The sequence below is a fragment of the Daejeonella sp. AP26 genome, assembly GCF_056680515.1.
Genome location: NZ_CM155286.1, coordinates 1,029,745 through 1,047,687, shown reverse-complemented (window position 1 = coordinate 1,047,687; position 17,943 = coordinate 1,029,745). Strand labels below are relative to the sequence as shown.

The following is a 17,943-nucleotide window of genomic DNA, read 5'->3' as shown; positions in this document are numbered from 1 at the left end:
TATGAGAACAGGAATTCTTTTAATCGCAATGATAACTGCAGTAGTTTCAGCATGTACGACAAACAAAATAGAAGATTTTATTCCCGGAACATATGTGGATAGCGCCTCCAGTGAATACAGCATTGCCTTTGACACATTGATTATCGAACCTGCTGAAAGAGAAAGCAACAATTACATCATCCGTCGTAAAACCAGTTTCAGGAGAATGGAGAACGGAAAGCCTGGCGAATTTCAATATGAAGCCGAAGAATGGGTAGCCGTCTTTGATCCGGATACCAAGGTTTTAAACGAAATCACAACTGGCAAAACGATCACCTTCTACCCTCAAACAAACCGTTTGAGGGTCGTCAGACGGGAATACCAAAAGATCGACTAACAAAGATTAGTAAAAATTAATCACAACTGGATGAAGCTTCCAGACGATGCCGCTTACTTAAAAACAAGCGTATGAAACCCTTATTGCCTCGAAAACAGGCTTGAATCCATTAAGAGGCAATTTAAACCAATTGACAACGAAAAATTCATCCCAATGAAAAAAACAATATTAAATGCTATGAAGAAGTACATGGTCATCCTGCCGATGAGCGCCATGACGATCTTTGTTTCGCTGCCCAAAGGTGCAAATGCCCAGGTCGCAGTAACAGAGGTCATTAAGGCCGGGGTAAAAAAGGTCATTAAAGCGATTGACCTGAAAGTACAGCGCTTGCAGAACCAGACCATCTGGTTGCAGAACGCACAAAAAGTTTTAGAAAATCAGTTGTCCAAACTCAAGTTAACCGAGATATCCGAGTGGACGGAAAAACAAAGAGAACTCTACAGCCAGTATTATAATGAGTTATGGCAGGTCAAATCCGCAATCACTTACTATAAACGCCTTAAAGACCTTACGGAAAAGCAAATCGCTATTGTGGATGAATATAAGTGGGCTTGGGGATTGTTTAAAAAAGATAGTCATTTTACCCCGGATGAGCTTCTTTACATGGAAAAAGTCTACTCTGGCATACTCGATGAAAGTATCAAAAACCTCGATCAGATCCTTCTGGTGACAAATAGCTTTAAAACACAAATGAGCGACGGCAAACGGCTGGAGATCATCAATGTTGCCGCCGATAAGATGGATATCAATTACAGCGACCTGAAACAGTTCAATACCCAAAACATCAAACTGAGTATTCAACGTGCAAAATCAGTTGACGAAGTGGCTACCTTAAAAGATTTGTATGGAATTGATTAATAGTGGAGAAACGATGAAGGAACAAGGCTTAAAGATCTTAAGGAATCAATTTAAGGTTGCACTACTACTTTTCATTTCGTCGTTGCTCCTTATTCCGTTTCCCGCACAATGCCAAACCTGGGATGAAGTTTTTAAGCAAAAAGAGACACAGAAAAAATATCTCTTTGAACAGATCCTAGCCCTTAAAATCTATGCGGGTTATCTAAAAAAAGGATATGAAATTGCTGGTACCGGATTGCAAACGGTCAAAGATATTTCGAACGGGGAATTCAACCTTCACAGGTCCTTTATCGCCTCATTAAAAACCGCGAGCCCCGCTATACGCAATGATGTCCGAATTGCTGAGATTATAGCTTTTCAATTGGCGATCAGAAACGCTTTTAAGGAAATCAGTAGAAGTGAGAGTTTGTCTGCTTCCAATAGCGCTTACTTCCAAGCGGTCAGAGACAACGTAATGAAAGAATGTGCCGGTGATTTGGAAGAGCTGCTGTTAACTATCACTTCCCGGGTTGAAATGTCAGAAGATGGGCGCATCGGGCGGCTTGAAAAGATATATGAAAGCATGAAAGACAAATCCGCCTTTACCCGGAGCTTGTGCAACCATGTTCACGCGCTCATCAGGCAGAAAGAGAACGAACAGATATCCGTAAACAAAATTCAGCAATTATATGAAAACGAATAATCCATCATCAGGTGCTTCGAAGTTGAGTTGGACTGCAGGGATACTGACCATTTACCTTACAGTTTTTAGCTTCCACTCTTCTATAGCCCAATCGACTGAAGTACAGCAATTGCTTTTAAACGTTGAGAAGTTAAGCCAGCTAAGAAACATCCTTACCGATATGAAAAAAGGATATGTAATCGTCACTGATGGGTACAATGCCGTAAAAAATATTTCTGAAGGCAATTTTTCTTTGCATGAAGTTTTTCTGGACGGTCTTACACTGGTCAGCCCAGAGATAAAAAAGTACGGTCGTGTAGCCGATATCATCAGCAATCAGAAGAGTATCGTGAAGGAATACAAATCTGCATTTAACCGTTTTAAACGCTCAGGCAACTTCAACCCGCAAGAGATTAATTATCTAAGCAAGGTTTATAAACAGTTGTTTGACCAAAGTTTAAACAATCTGGACGAACTAGCCACGGTTATTACCTCCTCTAAATTACGTATGAGCGATGATGAACGCCTTCAGGCCATCGACCGAATTTTTGCCGATACTCAGGATAAACTTCAATTTTTGAGAAACTTCAACAAGCACGCCACTATTCTCAATTTACAAAGAACCAGAGAAAAGGCTGATATAAACTCTACACAGCAATACTATAATATAAACTGATCGTATGAAAAAGGTAGTATTAGCAGCCGGATTTATGACGGCTTCAGCCACGCTTTTGCCTGAACAATTACACGCCCAGGATATGGCGCAAACCATTTCCGGGATGCAATCCGTCCTTGACAAAGTATATAACGAAATGCTTCCGTTGTGCGCCCAACTGATCGGGGTTGCCAGGGGCCTTGCGGGTTTCGGGGCATTGTGGTATATCGCTAGCCGGGTTTGGCGTCAGATTGCCGTCGCCGAACCGATTGACTTCTATCCACTCCTCCGCCCTTTTGCTCTGGGAATGGCAATTATGCTATTCCCGGCCGTTATCGCCATGATGAACGGGGTAATGCAACCCACCGTGACGGCTACCGGTGCAATGGTCGGTGCTTCCAACAAAGCTATCGCGGCATTATTGAATGAGAAAGAAAAGGCCATTAAAGACAGCAAGTTCTATGAAATGTACGTTGGCGAAACCGGGAGTGGCGACAGTGACAAGTGGTATAAATACACCCATCCCAATGACCCGGATCGTGACAACGAAAGCTTAATGGACGGTATCGGGAACGACATTAAATTCTGGATGGACAAACAGAGCTATAATTTCCGGAACAGTATCAAACAGTGGATGAGCCAGGTAATGGAAATCCTGTATGCGGCGGCAGCCTTGTGTATCAACACCATAAGGACTTTCTTCCTGATCGTACTTGCCATTTTAGGCCCGCTGGTTTTCGGGTTTGCCGTATTCGATGGATTCCAGCATACTCTTACCGTGTGGATTGCCCGGTATGTGAACATCTTTTTATGGCTGCCCATATCAAACATATTCGGAAGCATACTCGGGAAAATACAGGAAAACATGCTTAAACTAGATATAGACCAAATCGGACAGCAGGGAGATACTTTCTTCAGCAGCACCGATACGGCGTATCTGATCTTCCTGGTAATTGGTATTGTGGGCTATTTTTCCGTTCCCAATGTGGCCAATTATGTGGTACATGCAGGCGGAGGCAATACGATCCTTCAGCGAGTAAACACCATAGTCAGCAACACTTCTCATGCAGGAACCACAGGTGCAGGTATGGCCGTTGATGTGATGGGAGACGGTGCGAGAAAAGTTTACCAGGGTTTTTCCGGTGCAGGCAATACCGACTATTTCCCAGATAAAGCCAATCCCCGTTCCGGTCATCAGCATGACCGCCTGGCTGGAAAATGATACCAGAAGCTAGTCTACATGCTAAGTACTAACTACTCAATACTAACTACTCAATACTGCACGATGTTCACACAACTCAAAAACATAGATACTGCCTTTAAGCATATCAAAACATTCAGTATTTTCCTGATACTGGCCTGTACCCTGGTCTCCGGCTTTGCCATATACAAAAGTTATGAAATGGTCGCTTCTGCACAGTCGAGGATTTACATCCTTGCCAACGGAAAAGCACTGGAAGCCTTTTCGGGTGAACGAAAAGACAATATCCCGGTAGAAGCGAAAGACCATATTAAAATGTTCCATCACTGGTTCTTTACATTAGACCCAGATGATAAGGTCATAGAAGCAAATATCTCTAAAGCCATGGACCTGGCAGACGAAAGCGCAAAAAAGCAATATGATAATCTAAAGGAAAAAGGCTTCTATACCAACCTTATTTCCGCCAATATTTCCCAGGAGATTTCCATTGACAGTATTAGATTGGATATTAGCCAATATCCGTTTGTATTTCATTGTTACGCTACACAAAAACTTATCCGTTCCACCTCAACAGTCACCAGAAAACTAATCTCTCAGGGCTATTTGCGCAACGTTTCCAGATCAGATAACAACCCACACGGTTTCCTGATCCAGCAATGGAAAGTTTTGGATAACAGGAACGAGCTATTGAAGTAATAAACATGAAAATCTTTAAATGGGCTAAAGATCCTGGCAAACAGGATAAGATCGCAAAACATGTAGCCGGCCACATTATAAAAGCTCAATACCGTTTAGCGAACTGCCTGAACAGGAAGACCAAACAGTTATCAGCGAAAGTTCTCATTATGAGCTTCATCCTGTTCTGTGTCGCATTTGGAGGGTATTGCCTTTACCTGATATTAATCCCAGTTCTATAAACCAAAATTTAAAAACATAAAGATGGAATCAAAATTCAAAGACAAACGCAAAATGCTGCTCGTACTACCGTTACTGGTCCTACCCTTCCTGGCCCTTACATTTTATGCGATGGGCGGAGGCAGAGGCGATCAAAATCGCATGACAGGGCAGAATGGAATCAATACAAGCCTGCCCGATGCGGCATTCAAAGCTGATAAACCCCAGGATAAATTAGCTTACTACCAGCAGGCAGAGCGCGATTCTGCTAATCATAATGGGAACGAAATAAAAAAGATTGCGGATCGCCTGGGCTTTTCTGCACCGCAAGAAGACCCGCAAACAGACTTAATCGATCAGAAGCTGGAAGCTTTGAACAAAGAGATTAATCGTCCTGGGAAAGCTGAAGTGCCAAAGCCATCTTCCTTTAACCGTAATTCCGCTCAAACAGCTAATATCAAAAGTGATGTGGATCGCCTGGAGGCTTTGATGCGGACAATGCAGCAAAAACCCGCTGAGGATCCTGAAATAACACAATTGAACGAGATGCTGGAAAAGATACTGGATGTTCAGCATCCCGAGCGGCTTAAAGTGCAGTACACTGATAAGAATCCCGAATCGAACGATAACCTGTTTAGAGCCATCCCTGCGGTTATTGAAGATAACCAAAAAGTAACGCAAGGTTCCGTAATCAAGCTTCGCCTGCTGGATTCGGTTATCCTCAACGGAGAGATCGTTCCAAAAGATCATCTCATTTACGGTATCTGTGAGATTACTAATCAAAGGCTGATTCTCGATATAAAAAATATACGCATCGGCCATTCCATTATTCCAGTTGACCTCTCGGTTTTTGATATGGACGGGATGAAGGGAATAAATGTGCCGGAAGCGTTAATTAAAAACGCAGTTAATGAAGGAGCTGTTGATGCCATACGCGGAATTCAATTGCCGGGTTTTGATCAACCCATTGCCACCCAAGTTGCCGGTGCTGGCTTTGATGCTGCTAAAGGATTGTTCGGCAAAAAAACAAAACGAATGAAAGCCAGACTTAATGCAGGCCATAAAATCCTGTTACGCAACAACAAGCCTGAGTACCCCTGAGTTGACCAGCTCATAAACCGGTTGCATTTAATGGTAATAGTAAACCGCTAAAATTTTACATATTATGAACTTAAACAATTTAGGAAACCTAAAAGGGGAAATGAAAGCCCTGGGCTTCAAAGATAAGCTTATTGAGGAAATGGAAAAGCACATGGACAAAAGCCTCCCGGAATTTCAGCTGCAAAACCAACTCTCTGCAGGGAAAGGACAGGTAGATTTTACGCTACATTTTAAAAAATCCGCGCAGTCTGATTTCTATTATTTTAATAAGTATGAGGTAGCGCTGAACCACGGCAAGCAGTTGGAAGAAGGACAGAAGTATATGGTGATTTCAGCAGGTGAAAAAGATAAACCTGTTTTCCGGACATTCGAAAGCCCCAATAAAGCCATTGCTTATTTTAAAGAGCAAAAAGGAACGAGCGAACTGGCCGTTGGGAAAAACCCCGGTAATAAGTCTACACTGGCTACTATGGAGAATAGTAAAGTGAACTATGTCAGTAAAGAATTTAACAAAACCTACTACACTCCCACTGTCAGCCAGGTTTTTTATGTGGAAAAAGGGAAAGGCTTTACAGCAGAACAGGCTGCCAATCTGATCCAGGGTCGTTCGGTTTTTCGCGATGACCTGCTTAATGTCGGTGGGGTACCTTATAAAGCATGGATTAAATTGGATTTTGATAAGCCGAAAGACCGTCACCAAAATTTCACCACCAATCAATATCATGTCCCTTCTTATGGCTTCGATTTGAAAAAGGTACTGGACAAATTCAATATCAAAGAGCTTTCTGATCCGGCGAAAAGGGAGAAATTGGAAGAATCTTTAAAAAGCGGAAACCGACCTTTGATCACAACCCAAAAGAACGGCGAGGAAATTAAACTGTTTATCGAAGCTGTTCCACGCTATAGCCAGATCAATCTATTTGCAGAAAATGGTAAACCGGAAAAAAGGGAGCAGTTTTTGAAAGAATCTGCTTTGGAAAATAAGATATCCTCTGGGAAAGCAAAGGGCAAGGAAAAAGCGGAGAGCCAGGGGATTCACATATAGCAAAAAAGCATATTTTAGCTCATTATAGATAATATACAACTAGTATTCATTTCAAAGATCAATCACATGGAGAAATTTAAAGCGTTAAAGGAATTATTCGCAACCACTGAAAATGATGCAACCCTTTTTTACGAAAAAGGAAATAAGGCTGCCGGAACCCGGTTGCGTAACGCTATGCAACAACTGAAAGGTATGTCCCAGGAAATCCGTCAGGAAGTAACGGAAAAGAAAAACGCGAAATAAAGATAATGCATTCTATTGAAAGGCCTGGTTCAAAAAATCAGGCCTTTTTTATTGTAGTTTTTTTGATTTTTATTAATTCATCAGCTTCAGCCGCTTCATTCGTGCCTCATTTCAGCCGCTTCCCCGCAGTAAAGGAAGAGTGGCTCCGTACCTCCGCCACACTTACTGCCTTTTGTAAGGGTAACTGTTTTCTATGGTTTTTTAAAAGTATATAGCTGTTTGCCGTCACTTATAAAATGAAACTATGCGACCTCAAAACCGCTCCTAATTCAGCAGCTTCAGCCGCCTCATTCGTACCTCATTTCAGCCGCTTCCCTGCAAGATATGGAAGAGTGGCTCCGTGCCTCCGCCACACTTCCTGCAGTTTATAAGAACTTAATTTTTTGAACCTTTCTTAACGATTCCCAACACCTACCATAGGCTTTTTGGCCAAGCAAATTTCTGAACGCCACACTTCTCTGCAAGGCCGGGCCCTGTGGGTTTTTGAAAAAAAATCTTCCTTTTCCGCTGCGCTCCAAAGAGTATTTTTTTCCAAAAAGCCTTGCATCTGAGCATGGCTATTTCAGGTGAGCTGCTTAACAAAAAGCCACCGGAGGCTTCAGCCGACGGGGTTTCGTAAGCTATACAAATTCACTTGAATATCACACGATGAAAGGAAGAGCTCCACCATTAGAAGAGTAATGAAAGATTTATTATTTAAAACGTTCATTTAAAATTCAAGCTCATGAAAACTTTAGAAAATCAAAACAATGCAAAAAATGCAGAAAATAAAGACCTAACTAATGCAACCGCATTAAGGCCTTCGCTAAACAATCTTTCAAAAGACAGTAAAGGCGAAGCTGAAAAAGCTACAGGACAGGAAAAATTTCAAGAGGAGGTTAAAACAGAAATCCGGTTTGAAAAGCCTGCACTCAATCTGGAAAGCACTTTAAAACTGGTGGAAGAATTGCACCGCCGGAAAATTCAAAGGGATAAGCTTTTAGAGACCATCGACACTTTAGAAGCTTTTGAAGTCGCACAAAAGGAAGATGCCGAAGAAACAGACAGCAATCATTTTCAGGGTTGTGTTCTCACTATTGAGGACGACAACCGCAGGAAGTTCACCACTAAAAATCCGGTAATCATTTTTTCAGTGGCGCAATATGTTAACAGCATGTGCGTAAACAGACTTGCAGAAATCGAAGCAGGAATTTCAATTCCTGTGTAATACATAAACGCCCTTCCCATTTTGGCAGGGGCGTTTATTGTTTTTAGTTAACAGATTCAATCACTATTAATAACGAAATCATGTCACACGATCTCAATTATAACCAGCAAACAGGCAAGCACAGTTTTTTCAGCGTAAAGGAAAAAGCATGGCACAATCTGGGCCAAATTATTACAGATTATCCAACCAGTGCAGAAGCGATTAAATTCGCGGGCTTAGATTACACCGTCGAAAAACGAACCCTGTTTACCTTTGATAATGATAATCAAAACGGTATTACACAAGTAAAAATCCCTGAAATTGAAGTGCCCAACCATTATGCAACAGTTAGAACCGATACAGAACAAGTTTTGGGAGTAGTTGGAAAAGATTATCAGGTGGTACAGAATACAGATGCCTTCTCATTTTTTGATAGTATAGTAGGAAACAAAGATGGGATTCTTTATGAAACTGCAGGGGCATTGGGTAAAGGGGAACGCATTTTTATAACCGCCAAACTTCCTGATTATATCAGGGTTGGAAAGGATGACCTGATAGAACAATATTTATTTCTGACCACTTCACATGATGGTTACGGCAGTATAACCGCCGCATTTACGCCGGTTCGGATTGTTTGTGCCAATACATTAAATGCCGCGATGAAAAATCACAGCAACGGCATTAAAATAAGACACACCTCAAACGCACAGGACAGATTAAACCAGGCTCATAAATTATTGGGAATCACAAACCAGTTAGGCGCAGAGCTGGAAGAGGTATTCAATCACTGGTCAAAAGTCCGAATTACTGATCATGAGGTTAAACGATTAGTACAAAGGGCTATGGCTCCTAATAAGGAAGTTTTGAAGAATCTGCAAAATAACCAACAAGATAAACTATCAACGGCCTATAATAACATGGTCAGCAGCGTGATGGAATACGCCTTGTCAAGTCCCACCCAACAGGAAGCCACCACTAAAGGAACTTTGTTCGGGGCATACAATGCCGTAACCGGCTATTTTCAGAATGTGCGGAATTATAAGGACGATGAAAGCAAATTCAAATCCATCATGTACGGTACAGCTTTACAGCGTTCCCAAACTGCTTTTGACCTTTGCGATAGGTTTTCCAGACATGGCAGCGGTGCATTAAACTAAGATTTGCAGAAGCGAGGGGCGCAAGCCCCTTAGCTTTTGTAAGGTTTCAGGAGGGCACAGTCGCCGGTTTCAAATATAGTCGGGCTTTAAGTGCTTGTAAACTTCTGAGAAGCAATTATTAGATGGACCATTAAGATTTGTAAAAGCGAGAACGTAAGCCCTAGGCTTTGTAAGGGTTAACCAAGAAGCCTTTCTCATTCCGGGCTTTAGGTGCTTGTACGCTTCTAATAAGTAAATAAGAAAGCTTCCGATCTACCATCTGTTCAAAGGCAAAAAAAAATCAATTCAAATATTAATATACCACAAAGTTAGGCTTTGGGCTGCAACGGCGTCCAAAAACTTCCGGCATAAACGCTCCTGGCCCATTCTCTGACCCATTTACTCCTTTGCTTTTTGGACTTGATTGCCCAAAACCTGATTGAGCGCCATAATTAATTCATTCATTTAAATCAGCTAATTATGGAAAAGCAACAAGATCAGATTTCACTGTTCCAGGTATCAGAAATCAACGTGACTTATAAGCCAAAATTCAAGGCTTCAGAAAGGCCGGCTATTACCACTTCAAAAAACTCTTACGACATTCTTTCTCAAAGTTGGGATATGAATAAGATTGAACTTTTTGAACAGTTTAAGATAATCCTGTTAAACAGGGCCAACAAAGTATTAGGAATCTATGAAGTATCGTCCGGCGGGGTATCCGGTACTGCTGCAGATCCCAAATTAATTTTCAGTATCGCCTTAAAAACCTGCGCAAGCAGTATTATATTATCACATAATCATCCTTCAGGTCAGCTAAAACCCAGTGATGCTGATCTTAGAATTACTCGAAAAATTAAGGAAGGAGGAGCTTTCTTGGATATCAGTGTACTTGATCATGTAATAATGACTGTAGATGGATATTTTTCCTTTGCGGATGAAGGGCTGATTTAGCCCTTTTATCTGTAAAGTACCTAAGCTTACATTGAACAAACGATATATGCGCCTTAACATGTTTCATCCAAACGAATTGGTGATCAAGATAACATCCGGCAACCTGTCGTTAGTTACACAAGACTTAAAATAAAATTTGGTACTAACTATAAGTTATTGAGAAGCCGGCTATTTTATCAATTCTTTCAAAGAGTTCTGTAAAATTAACGAACACATCTGCATCTTGAATTTTCACAATCTCATTTGCAAATGAATTTTTACTTCCAGTAATCTCATAAACTTTATCGATTGAGGTTTTTTTAAGCTTATTATGCTGGTTTAGCAATTCGTCAGAAAAATAATGCTCTATTTCTAAAAAATTGAATACTTGCTTTTCTTGAATATAATGCTCCCTATCAGCGATGGCTGGCAAGCATATAGCATAAATCTCGTGATTTCTGTGCTTTCTCACCGTATGATTTTCAAGAAGCTCAAAGTTCCTTAGACCATTAAATTCTTGAAGTCCACCAGCATCCCTGTCGAACAATCCAATTAGTCTTTGATCCTTAGCTAAAATAGGAGAGCTGCTTTGTAGTAATTTGGCTAATTCTTTTACTCCTCCGGCGTCGTCTCCGGCAGCTTTAATTTCCCAGTACGGCAAACTACCACCAGTTAAAACCATAAACGCGTGTTCTAAAATTTTTGCGTCAGTTTTGCCCTCAGTCACCAAAATTACTCGTCTCTCCGAGCGAATCGTATCATAATTACTAAACCTCAATTTGCTGGCAGGGATTTCAGTTAATTTCTTTAGCGGCTCACTCAGTTTATGATAGTCTTTTTTTACAGCTTTCTTTAATTCCCTATAATTCTCGGTTTTACTCATGTCTAAGGCCATCCCCGCTAAAATTACTAAGCTTGGATCGTGAGTTAACTTACTTTTAAAGATAAGTTCTTCAAGTTGCACACTTTCGTTAATTCGCTTTGAGTTGAGAGTTAATGCGATTTTCAGGCTTTTATATCCGGAGCTCGTATCAGTTAGTTTTTGATATTGAGTATAAAAATCATTAAACGCGAGAATCAACGGCTCTTTTAAAGTAATTGAGTTAAAGTTCTCATAGAAATAAAAAACATTCATCAACAGCAGGATCGGAAGCTTATAGTTTTTAAACATGGCATTATCATCTGTAGATAACTTCAGTAAGGCTTCATGAGCTTGTATGTTCAAATTAACAGCAGTGTCTACCCCCTCCTTCCTTAATTTGTTATCTGTCTGATATAATGACTGCATCAGATACCCAAGCCCCACTACCCCCATAAAGAAGTCATTAATTTTAGTAGAGGATTTGGTTTTCTTAATAATTGCCTCCAAGAATGATGACATATCCTTTGATTTCCCACCATAAAAGAAAGAAGCGTTCTGCCAGTTAATTTCAAGGAAATTATCAACCATCAGGTGTTCCTTATCTCTTTGGTGTTTAAATATCTCTATAGCACCGTAATACTCCATAAACGAGTCATGGCTAAATTGCACATACTTGCCGTCTTTGATTAATAAGATACCCGTGTTATTTATTAAGTAATCGAGGACATCCTGGAGATTACCTTTCCTAATCGGAATCGTCTTATTCTGGTAATAGTCTAGAAAAAATTTAAAAAATTCTTCCTTATCCATCGGTGTATGTTCCTTTTTCTCAAGTAGAGCCAAACCGTATAATGACAAGATCCTTTCTCTAAATGAGCTATCAATAAATTCTAATCTAGAGGATACAATGGCTTTGCCGAGGAGAACAGAATTAAAATTATCGTAGATATCAGTTATCGTTGCTGGAATCTCAAGGTTATTTTCTTCATATAGAATAGAGATTAAAGATAAAGTCAGAGGCGTAATAGGTAACTTTTCAAGTATCCTATTATCTTTTAATGCCTCTAAAAGAGTGTCTGCCCTGGTTTGTTCATTAATAAAAAAATTAGAAATAAAACGCTTTATCTGATCATTATTGAATTTTTCAATAGAGAAGTTATCAGATTCTTTAAGAATTGGATTGGCGTAAAGCTTTTCATGGTTTCTGGAAGCAATTATAAAGTTGACCTGACTATTTTTGTACAAATGTTCGAGCTGGTTAAGAATTTTATTTTGGTTTACATCTTCCAGCTCGTCAATCGTATCTACCAGAATTATAACGTTATATTGTGCAAATAAATTGATTGTGATATCAAAGTAGTTTTGTAATTTTTTTTGAATTAGCGACTCAATATCATATCCGGACTCAAATAGCTCGGTAATAGATAAAAAAATAGGCAAGTTTTTTTTTCCGGCATTGCTCTTATTCGCCGAAATTAAATGTTCACCAATTTTTTTCAAAGAAGTTGTTTTGCCTGTTCCAGCGTTGCCGGAGAGAATAATTGGTTTAGAATTAGTAGATAACTGATCCATCCCAACCTTTTTTCTAATCGGCGTCCCAGTATTTTTATCTTCATAAAAATGATAATAATCAGGCTCAATGAACATGGAGAATAGCCGTTCATACTTCTCATTGAATATTTGGAGTTTCCTTAGATCGTTGTCACCATTAATGGAATCACAATAGGATTTTTCATATTTTAATAGATGTACATCATCGTGCTTCCAAAAGTCTGGAAGATGCTTTTCAATAAGCTCAATTAAATTGTCCCGACCCAGAAAATCAACAGTGAAGTTTGACAACCGGCTTTTTAAATTGGTCTGAAATCCTTTGGTTATGACGTTGTTGCTAAAAACAAAAAAGGTTACAATCTTATTTTGTACAGAAAACTCATCTATCGTCTTTTTATAGGTGCTCACATCCTCCGATGCATTCAACTTTTCATCCAAATAAATAAAAGCATGTTGATGTTCTGACAAGGGTCCTGAATAGGTTCCAGTGATCACATCAGACCTTTCAACAATCGATGTATACCCTAACTTTCCAACCAGTTCGTGGATGAGATGAAAAAGTTTAACCTTTTCAATTTTCTTTAGACTATCTATTTTAAGATTTAAAGGCTGAATATTATCCATATTGTAGTGTTATTCCCGCAATAATTATAAGTATTAAAATTTAGATTGCGATGATGTGCGGCAAATACTGCCAATGATTGGATATTATTCCCGTCACCTTTTTAAAAAATATATTTTCAAGCAATTAAACGCAACAAAACTTCTAAATCTTCAATAAAACGATTGGAAATCTGTATCTTCTGGAGTACAAACCCTCTTTACATGCCGTGAAGAGGGTTTTCCATTTCTAATTTATTTCAATATTGCTCTAATGCTTCAAAGAGGCAGTTTTTGAGTTCGATTTACCCTTCCCCTATTAACAGTCTTAACCGAGACTTTTCAACCAAGTGTAATGATAGTGCTCCTTTACTAGTGCTAAAGGAACTTCCATCAGAGAATGCATTTATTCCGTTGCTTTTGGGACTTGATTGGCCAAAACCCTGATTGAGCGCCATAATTAATTCATTTATTTAATTCAGCTAATTATGGAAAAGCAATAAAATCAGATTTACTGTTCCAGGTATCAGAATCAATGTGGTTTATCAGCCGAAATTAAGGCTTCAGAAATGGCTTTTACTAGTTCGAGAAACGTTTACTATGAAGTGTCATCCGGCGGTGTATCAGGTGCAGCTGCAGATCCCGAAACTAATTTTTCAGTATTGCCCTAAAAACCTGCTCAAGGCATGATATTATCACATAACCATCCTTCAGGTCAGTTAAGACCCAGTGACGCTGATCTACTGATTACCAGAAAAATTAAGAAGGAGAAAAGTTCATGGATATTATTGCACTTGATCATGTAATTATGACTGTAGATGGTTGGCTAAACTTGTAGCTTACCCCCGTGTAACATAAGTCACCACAAAACTCTATATTTTGTAAGACCTTTGTTTGATCACAGATATGCACAGTTAGAATCGAATGGCAGCTAAATTAGGACTAAAAGAAAACTGGAAGCAGTTCACCCTGCTGGTCATAGTGAATGCCTTTGTAGGAGGCATGATTGGATTGGAGCGAACCATTCTGCCGCAACTGGCAACGCAGGAATTTGCGATGGTTGCAAAATCTGCTATCCTATCTTTCATTATTGTTTTCGGTTTTACCAAAGCGATCACCAACTACTTCGCCGGAACACTGGCAAACAGGATTGGCAGAAAAAACCTGTTGATAATTGGATGGATCTTCGCCCTGCCCGTTCCACTCCTGCTGATGTATGCCGACAGCTGGAACTGGATAATCCTGGCTAACGTTCTGCTGGGCATCAACCAGGGCTTAACCTGGTCATCAACAGTAGTAATGAAAATTGACCTTGTTGGAGAAAAAGAGCGTGGCTTTGCGATGGGACTTAATGAATTTGCCGGGTACCTTGCCGTGGCACTGGTTGCACTGTTAAGCGGCTATATTGCCAGCACTTACGGTTTAAGGCCCTACCCTTTCATCATCGGTATTTTCCTGTCGGTATTTGGACTTTTGGCAAGTATTTTCCTTGTAAAAGACACCCGTCATTTTGTTCATGCTGAAAGCAAGACCTCGGCTCAAAAGCCATTGAAGAACATCTTTTTAGATACTACTTTCCGTCACCCTAATCTTTCTTCGGTTACCCAAGCCGGACTGATCAATAACCTGAATGATGGTATGATCTGGGGCTTACTACCCATACTACTGGCTACCAGGGGTTATAGCCTTGCGCAGATTGGAACCATTGTATTTGTGTATCCCGCTGTGTGGGGTTTGGGGCAACTATTTACAGGCAAACTGTCAGATATGATCTGCAAAAAGAAGCTATTGTTCTGGGGCATGCTGCTCCAGGGGATTGCTATAGTTGCATTGGTCTATGCTAATTCAACGCTTCATTTTATTTCCATCTCCGTGTTCCTCGGACTAGGTACGGCCGTGGTTTACCCGGCCTTTCTGGCGAGCATTGCTGATGATACAAACCCCTCTCAAAGGGCCGAAAGCATTGGGATCTTCCGACTATGGCGTGATTCAGGCTACGCATTTGGCGCCATACTTTCAGGTATCCTTGCAGATACCCTGGGCTTAAATTATGCCGTTGGAAGCATTGGATTTTTAACTATTCTGTCAGCAGTAATTATCCAGGTCAGGATGCATTGCAACGTAAAGAATTGAACTGCGCTTTTACTAAACAACCTTCCCCCATACTGGTAATTTAAGAAATTGCCGAACATCAGGAATAACTTCCTGGCTAGCTATGCCGGCCTTCTGTCCTGATTGTATTAGGTATATTTATCTCATAAGAAATTGACCGCTGGCAATTATGATGATAAACCGCACTTAATGAAAAACTAGGCCATCCAATCATCCGTGGTTTGCAGGACCAGGCAAACGGGGTCGAAAATTCGACCGTCACCTTGATGCTGCGTGATTAGTTGCTCTCACAGATCCATGTTACTTCCGGATGCGCGATCATAAATTCAGTAAGTGCATCGGCGGTAATAGCTTGGGCACCGATGATCCAGAGATCGCCAGGTGCGCATACGCGGTCGTTTTTGATACGTTCACCGATGACCTCCCATGGACAGGAATATTCCGGTGTGATCGCCAATGCGGATCGCTTGTTCAAAGCAAGGTCAAAAAAGCCGTTGAATTTGCCCGCAGCCCGGGTGCGGTCGGTTATCCATATGCTGCGGTCATCATTAATTGGTTTTACCGGAGACTTAGGGCATTTTAATATTGACGGGCTCCTTTTAATTAAGCGAACAGCTATTGCCATCGCCGGGATTTATTGCCGGCTTTCCGAATACAAAAGTGGATGGAGAGAAGCTGAAGAAAGGATTTGGTTGGCTTGTACTGATTATGAGAATTTTTATTATAGTAAAAGAACTGTAATTAAAGTAATGGTTGGTGACAATTGTCACTCACCTCGCAATAAAAATTTAAGAAATTTGGGCGAATTAAAAAATACCACTAAAAATGGAAACAATAAAAAGCCCATTATTAACAAACTGGACCTTCATGCGATGGCTGCGGTTAGGATTGGCAATATTTATCGCTTTTCAGGCTTTCTAACAACATAGCGCATTAATGGGATTGTTCTCGGCTTTTATATTGTTTCAGGTGTTCAGCAATACCGGATAAAGTTGAAGATACCCTATATGAAGAAGTAAAGACGGAAACAAAACGCTAACGATCAATTTGAAAATAATGGGAAATTTCCATGAAATTATAAAATCAGTTAAACCGGTATTGGTAGAATAATCAACTTGAGAGAATTCATACTTAATTTAGTTTTGATTGTTAAAAAAATTTTACCGCTACCTTTTGTATTACAATACCGATTTGTAGCTAAAATTTCAATTTAAAAAAATATAATGAAAGCACTTATTAGACTTTCTCATAACGTAAGATCAATAATAGGATTATCATTGATCTTAGTGTTTTTAGGATTGGGCTCCTGCCCTGTTAAAAAAGCCTTTTATGCTCTTTTGGAAGAATCTTCCAAGAAAGAACAAACTCAGGAAGGATATGACCAAGCCGAAAATTTCGGAACCGTCACGTGTAATAGTGCCTATGCCAGTTTAATTCAAAAATTAAGCTTGCCGGAACGTGCTATTACTCTTTCACATTCACCTGATCTTGTTCTACCTACCTTTCTAAGGTTTGACTTTAACTCCCTTGATAGAGGATATAACTTAAAATATGATCAGGAACTATCTTCTATCTATCCTGATGCTGTTCCTGTTTATTTAAGGAACAGATCCCTTCTGATTTGATCCTCACTCTCTTCATACCATGTTTCTTGCTATTCCAAAACATAGCATAGAGCATTCCTAACTATTTTTATTTCACTCTCATCGGAAGGATTAAAAGCCTCTTTGCAGGGTAAATAGTCAAAAAAGGCATTTGTAATTAACCGATCATTCGCATAGGATAAGCCTGTCGGATAATATCAGTTTGGCGTAAATAGATTCACTGAGTAAAAAAACCACTAATTAATCGTCGTGAGGCGGTCATTTAAAGAATTAATCAACAATGAAAAATAAAATTTTTTCCATACCAGTTATTACACTTGGAGTTGCAATTCTTTTTGCAACCATATTATTTATAAATTCTGATGCTAAAGCGTTTATCATTAATAAATTAACCGAGATTAATTTAATGAAACCGAATACGACAGAAGAGAAATCATTAACTGAAGTACCATCCTCACAAAAAAGTGCCAATAGCAAAACGATGGAGCCCAAAGTAAAGCTGGCGCCTTCTATTTTATTTAAAGATGGCGATGGAAAAACCATTGACATCTCTAAACAGAAAGGCAAAGTACTGTTCATCAATTTCTGGGCTACCTGGTGTCCACCATGTATAGCCGAAATGCCTTCAATTGACAAATTACGTTCTGAGATTGGTGATAAGAATGTCCTTTTTTTAATGGTGGATGTCGATAATAATTATAAGGAATCAAAAAAGTTCATGGATGACCACAAGTATAACTTACCGGTTTATTCACCCGCCGGTTCAATCCCATCCGATTTTCTTTCAGGATCAATACCTACGACAGTAATTATAGATAAAGAAGGAAGAGTTGTCGGAAGGCACGAAGGTGGCGGAGATTACTCCCGTCCGGAGGTTATAAAATTCTTTAAGGAGTTAATTAATAATTAAATGATGTTTATAATTTAC

The 17,943-nt window shown here is 39.8% G+C and carries 19 protein-coding genes; 17 read left to right on the top strand and 2 right to left on the bottom strand.

Annotated elements, in window-relative coordinates; all coding sequences use genetic code 11:
- Position 1: 1 nt before the first annotated feature.
- The 13 genes from AC1MCB_RS04560 to AC1MCB_RS04500 all read left to right on the top strand — a co-directional run bounded on the left by AC1MCB_RS04560 (position 2) and on the right by AC1MCB_RS04500 (position 10,307).
- The gene (locus tag AC1MCB_RS04560) at positions 2–376 is read left to right on the top strand and encodes a hypothetical protein (protein ID WP_479967565.1); all 375 of its coding nucleotides are present in this window, start codon (positions 2–4) and stop codon (positions 374–376) included.
- A 153-nt stretch (positions 377–529) separates the two neighbouring features.
- Entirely contained in the window at positions 530–1,234 is a 705-nt protein-coding gene (locus AC1MCB_RS04555; protein ID WP_479967564.1) for a conjugal transfer protein TraI, read from the top strand.
- A complete protein-coding gene (locus AC1MCB_RS04550; RefSeq protein ID WP_479967563.1) occupies positions 1,221–1,916 on the top strand; it encodes a hypothetical protein in 696 nt (231 codons plus the stop codon). Before AC1MCB_RS04555 ends, AC1MCB_RS04550 begins: the two co-directional genes overlap by 14 nt.
- Complete coding sequence (locus AC1MCB_RS04545) at positions 1,903–2,571, top strand: TerB family tellurite resistance protein (RefSeq protein WP_479967562.1); 669 nt, start codon at positions 1,903–1,905, stop codon at positions 2,569–2,571. Before AC1MCB_RS04550 ends, AC1MCB_RS04545 begins: the two co-directional genes overlap by 14 nt.
- 4 nt (positions 2,572–2,575) lie before the next feature.
- The gene (traJ, locus tag AC1MCB_RS04540; RefSeq protein ID WP_479967561.1) at positions 2,576–3,772 is read left to right on the top strand and encodes a conjugative transposon protein TraJ; all 1,197 of its coding nucleotides are present in this window, start codon (positions 2,576–2,578) and stop codon (positions 3,770–3,772) included.
- 63 nt (positions 3,773–3,835) lie between these two features.
- Positions 3,836–4,447: a conjugative transposon protein TraK gene (traK, locus tag AC1MCB_RS04535; protein WP_479967560.1), complete on the top strand. Its 612-nt coding sequence runs from the start codon at positions 3,836–3,838 to the stop codon at positions 4,445–4,447.
- Positions 4,448–4,452: 5 nt separating this feature from the next.
- Positions 4,453–4,668: a hypothetical protein gene (locus tag AC1MCB_RS04530; protein ID WP_479967559.1), complete on the top strand. Its 216-nt coding sequence runs from the start codon at positions 4,453–4,455 to the stop codon at positions 4,666–4,668.
- 22 nt (positions 4,669–4,690) lie between these two features.
- Positions 4,691–5,746: a conjugative transposon protein TraM gene (traM, locus tag AC1MCB_RS04525; RefSeq protein ID WP_479967558.1), complete on the top strand. Its 1,056-nt coding sequence runs from the start codon at positions 4,691–4,693 to the stop codon at positions 5,744–5,746.
- A gap of 64 nt (positions 5,747–5,810) precedes the next feature.
- Positions 5,811–6,791 (top strand): hypothetical protein, encoded by a 981-nt coding sequence (locus tag AC1MCB_RS04520; protein ID WP_479967557.1) that lies wholly within the window; start codon positions 5,811–5,813, stop codon positions 6,789–6,791.
- A gap of 66 nt (positions 6,792–6,857) precedes the next feature.
- A complete protein-coding gene (locus tag AC1MCB_RS04515; protein WP_479967556.1) occupies positions 6,858–7,034 on the top strand; it encodes a histone H1 in 177 nt (58 codons plus the stop codon).
- A gap of 724 nt (positions 7,035–7,758) precedes the next feature.
- Positions 7,759–8,241, top strand: coding sequence for a hypothetical protein (locus AC1MCB_RS04510; protein WP_479967555.1), 483 nt, complete (start codon positions 7,759–7,761; stop codon positions 8,239–8,241).
- 80 nt (positions 8,242–8,321) lie between these two features.
- Positions 8,322–9,377 (top strand): DUF932 domain-containing protein, encoded by a 1,056-nt coding sequence (locus tag AC1MCB_RS04505; RefSeq protein WP_479967554.1) that lies wholly within the window; start codon positions 8,322–8,324, stop codon positions 9,375–9,377.
- 459 nt (positions 9,378–9,836) lie between these two features.
- Positions 9,837–10,307: a JAB domain-containing protein gene (locus AC1MCB_RS04500; protein ID WP_479967553.1), complete on the top strand. Its 471-nt coding sequence runs from the start codon at positions 9,837–9,839 to the stop codon at positions 10,305–10,307.
- Positions 10,308–10,449: 142 nt separating this feature from the next.
- Here the strand turns inward: AC1MCB_RS04500 and AC1MCB_RS04495 are convergent, their stop codons facing one another.
- Positions 10,450–12,990: an NACHT domain-containing protein gene (locus tag AC1MCB_RS04495; RefSeq protein WP_479967552.1), complete on the bottom strand. Its 2,541-nt coding sequence runs from the start codon at positions 12,988–12,990 to the stop codon at positions 10,450–10,452.
- A 995-nt stretch (positions 12,991–13,985) separates the two neighbouring features.
- Between AC1MCB_RS04495 and AC1MCB_RS04490 the strand changes: the two genes are divergently transcribed.
- Positions 13,986–14,105, top strand: coding sequence for a JAB domain-containing protein (locus AC1MCB_RS04490; protein WP_479967551.1), 120 nt, complete (start codon positions 13,986–13,988; stop codon positions 14,103–14,105).
- Between the two features lie 118 nt (positions 14,106–14,223).
- Positions 14,224–15,432 (top strand): MFS transporter, encoded by a 1,209-nt coding sequence (locus AC1MCB_RS04485; protein ID WP_479967550.1) that lies wholly within the window; start codon positions 14,224–14,226, stop codon positions 15,430–15,432.
- 256 nt (positions 15,433–15,688) lie between these two features.
- Here AC1MCB_RS04485 and AC1MCB_RS04480 read toward each other — a convergent pair whose 3' ends face one another.
- Positions 15,689–16,036, bottom strand: coding sequence for a hypothetical protein (locus AC1MCB_RS04480; RefSeq protein ID WP_479967549.1), 348 nt, complete (start codon positions 16,034–16,036; stop codon positions 15,689–15,691).
- 598 nt (positions 16,037–16,634) lie between these two features.
- Here AC1MCB_RS04480 and AC1MCB_RS04475 point away from each other — a divergent pair.
- Complete coding sequence (locus AC1MCB_RS04475; protein WP_479967548.1) at positions 16,635–17,036, top strand: hypothetical protein; 402 nt, start codon at positions 16,635–16,637, stop codon at positions 17,034–17,036.
- 259 nt (positions 17,037–17,295) lie between these two features.
- Positions 17,296–17,925 (top strand): TlpA family protein disulfide reductase, encoded by a 630-nt coding sequence (locus AC1MCB_RS04470; RefSeq protein WP_479967547.1) that lies wholly within the window; start codon positions 17,296–17,298, stop codon positions 17,923–17,925.
- Positions 17,926–17,943: the final 18 nt, after the last annotated feature.

What these genes read in the sequence shown, in the direction of transcription:
- AC1MCB_RS04560 (WP_479967565.1), top strand. Translation starts at nt 2, where the DNA reads ATGAGAACAGGAATTCTTTTAATCGCAATGATAACTGCAGTAGTTTCA.
- AC1MCB_RS04555 (WP_479967564.1), top strand. Translation starts at nt 530, where the DNA reads ATGAAAAAAACAATATTAAATGCTATGAAGAAGTACATGGTCATCCTG.
- AC1MCB_RS04550 (WP_479967563.1), top strand. Translation starts at nt 1,221, where the DNA reads ATGGAATTGATTAATAGTGGAGAAACGATGAAGGAACAAGGCTTAAAG.
- AC1MCB_RS04545 (WP_479967562.1), top strand. Translation starts at nt 1,903, where the DNA reads ATGAAAACGAATAATCCATCATCAGGTGCTTCGAAGTTGAGTTGGACT.
- traJ (WP_479967561.1), top strand. Translation starts at nt 2,576, where the DNA reads ATGAAAAAGGTAGTATTAGCAGCCGGATTTATGACGGCTTCAGCCACG.
- traK (WP_479967560.1), top strand. Translation starts at nt 3,836, where the DNA reads ATGTTCACACAACTCAAAAACATAGATACTGCCTTTAAGCATATCAAA.
- AC1MCB_RS04530 (WP_479967559.1), top strand. Translation starts at nt 4,453, where the DNA reads ATGAAAATCTTTAAATGGGCTAAAGATCCTGGCAAACAGGATAAGATC.
- traM (WP_479967558.1), top strand. Translation starts at nt 4,691, where the DNA reads ATGGAATCAAAATTCAAAGACAAACGCAAAATGCTGCTCGTACTACCG.
- AC1MCB_RS04520 (WP_479967557.1), top strand. Translation starts at nt 5,811, where the DNA reads ATGAACTTAAACAATTTAGGAAACCTAAAAGGGGAAATGAAAGCCCTG.
- AC1MCB_RS04515 (WP_479967556.1), top strand. Translation starts at nt 6,858, where the DNA reads ATGGAGAAATTTAAAGCGTTAAAGGAATTATTCGCAACCACTGAAAAT.
- AC1MCB_RS04510 (WP_479967555.1), top strand. Translation starts at nt 7,759, where the DNA reads ATGAAAACTTTAGAAAATCAAAACAATGCAAAAAATGCAGAAAATAAA.
- AC1MCB_RS04505 (WP_479967554.1), top strand. Translation starts at nt 8,322, where the DNA reads ATGTCACACGATCTCAATTATAACCAGCAAACAGGCAAGCACAGTTTT.
- AC1MCB_RS04500 (WP_479967553.1), top strand. Translation starts at nt 9,837, where the DNA reads ATGGAAAAGCAACAAGATCAGATTTCACTGTTCCAGGTATCAGAAATC.
- AC1MCB_RS04490 (WP_479967551.1), top strand. Translation starts at nt 13,986, where the DNA reads ATGATATTATCACATAACCATCCTTCAGGTCAGTTAAGACCCAGTGAC.
- AC1MCB_RS04485 (WP_479967550.1), top strand. Translation starts at nt 14,224, where the DNA reads ATGGCAGCTAAATTAGGACTAAAAGAAAACTGGAAGCAGTTCACCCTG.
- AC1MCB_RS04480 (WP_479967549.1), bottom strand. Translation starts at nt 16,036, where the DNA reads ATGGCAATAGCTGTTCGCTTAATTAAAAGGAGCCCGTCAATATTAAAA.
- AC1MCB_RS04475 (WP_479967548.1), top strand. Translation starts at nt 16,635, where the DNA reads ATGAAAGCACTTATTAGACTTTCTCATAACGTAAGATCAATAATAGGA.
- AC1MCB_RS04470 (WP_479967547.1), top strand. Translation starts at nt 17,296, where the DNA reads ATGAAAAATAAAATTTTTTCCATACCAGTTATTACACTTGGAGTTGCA.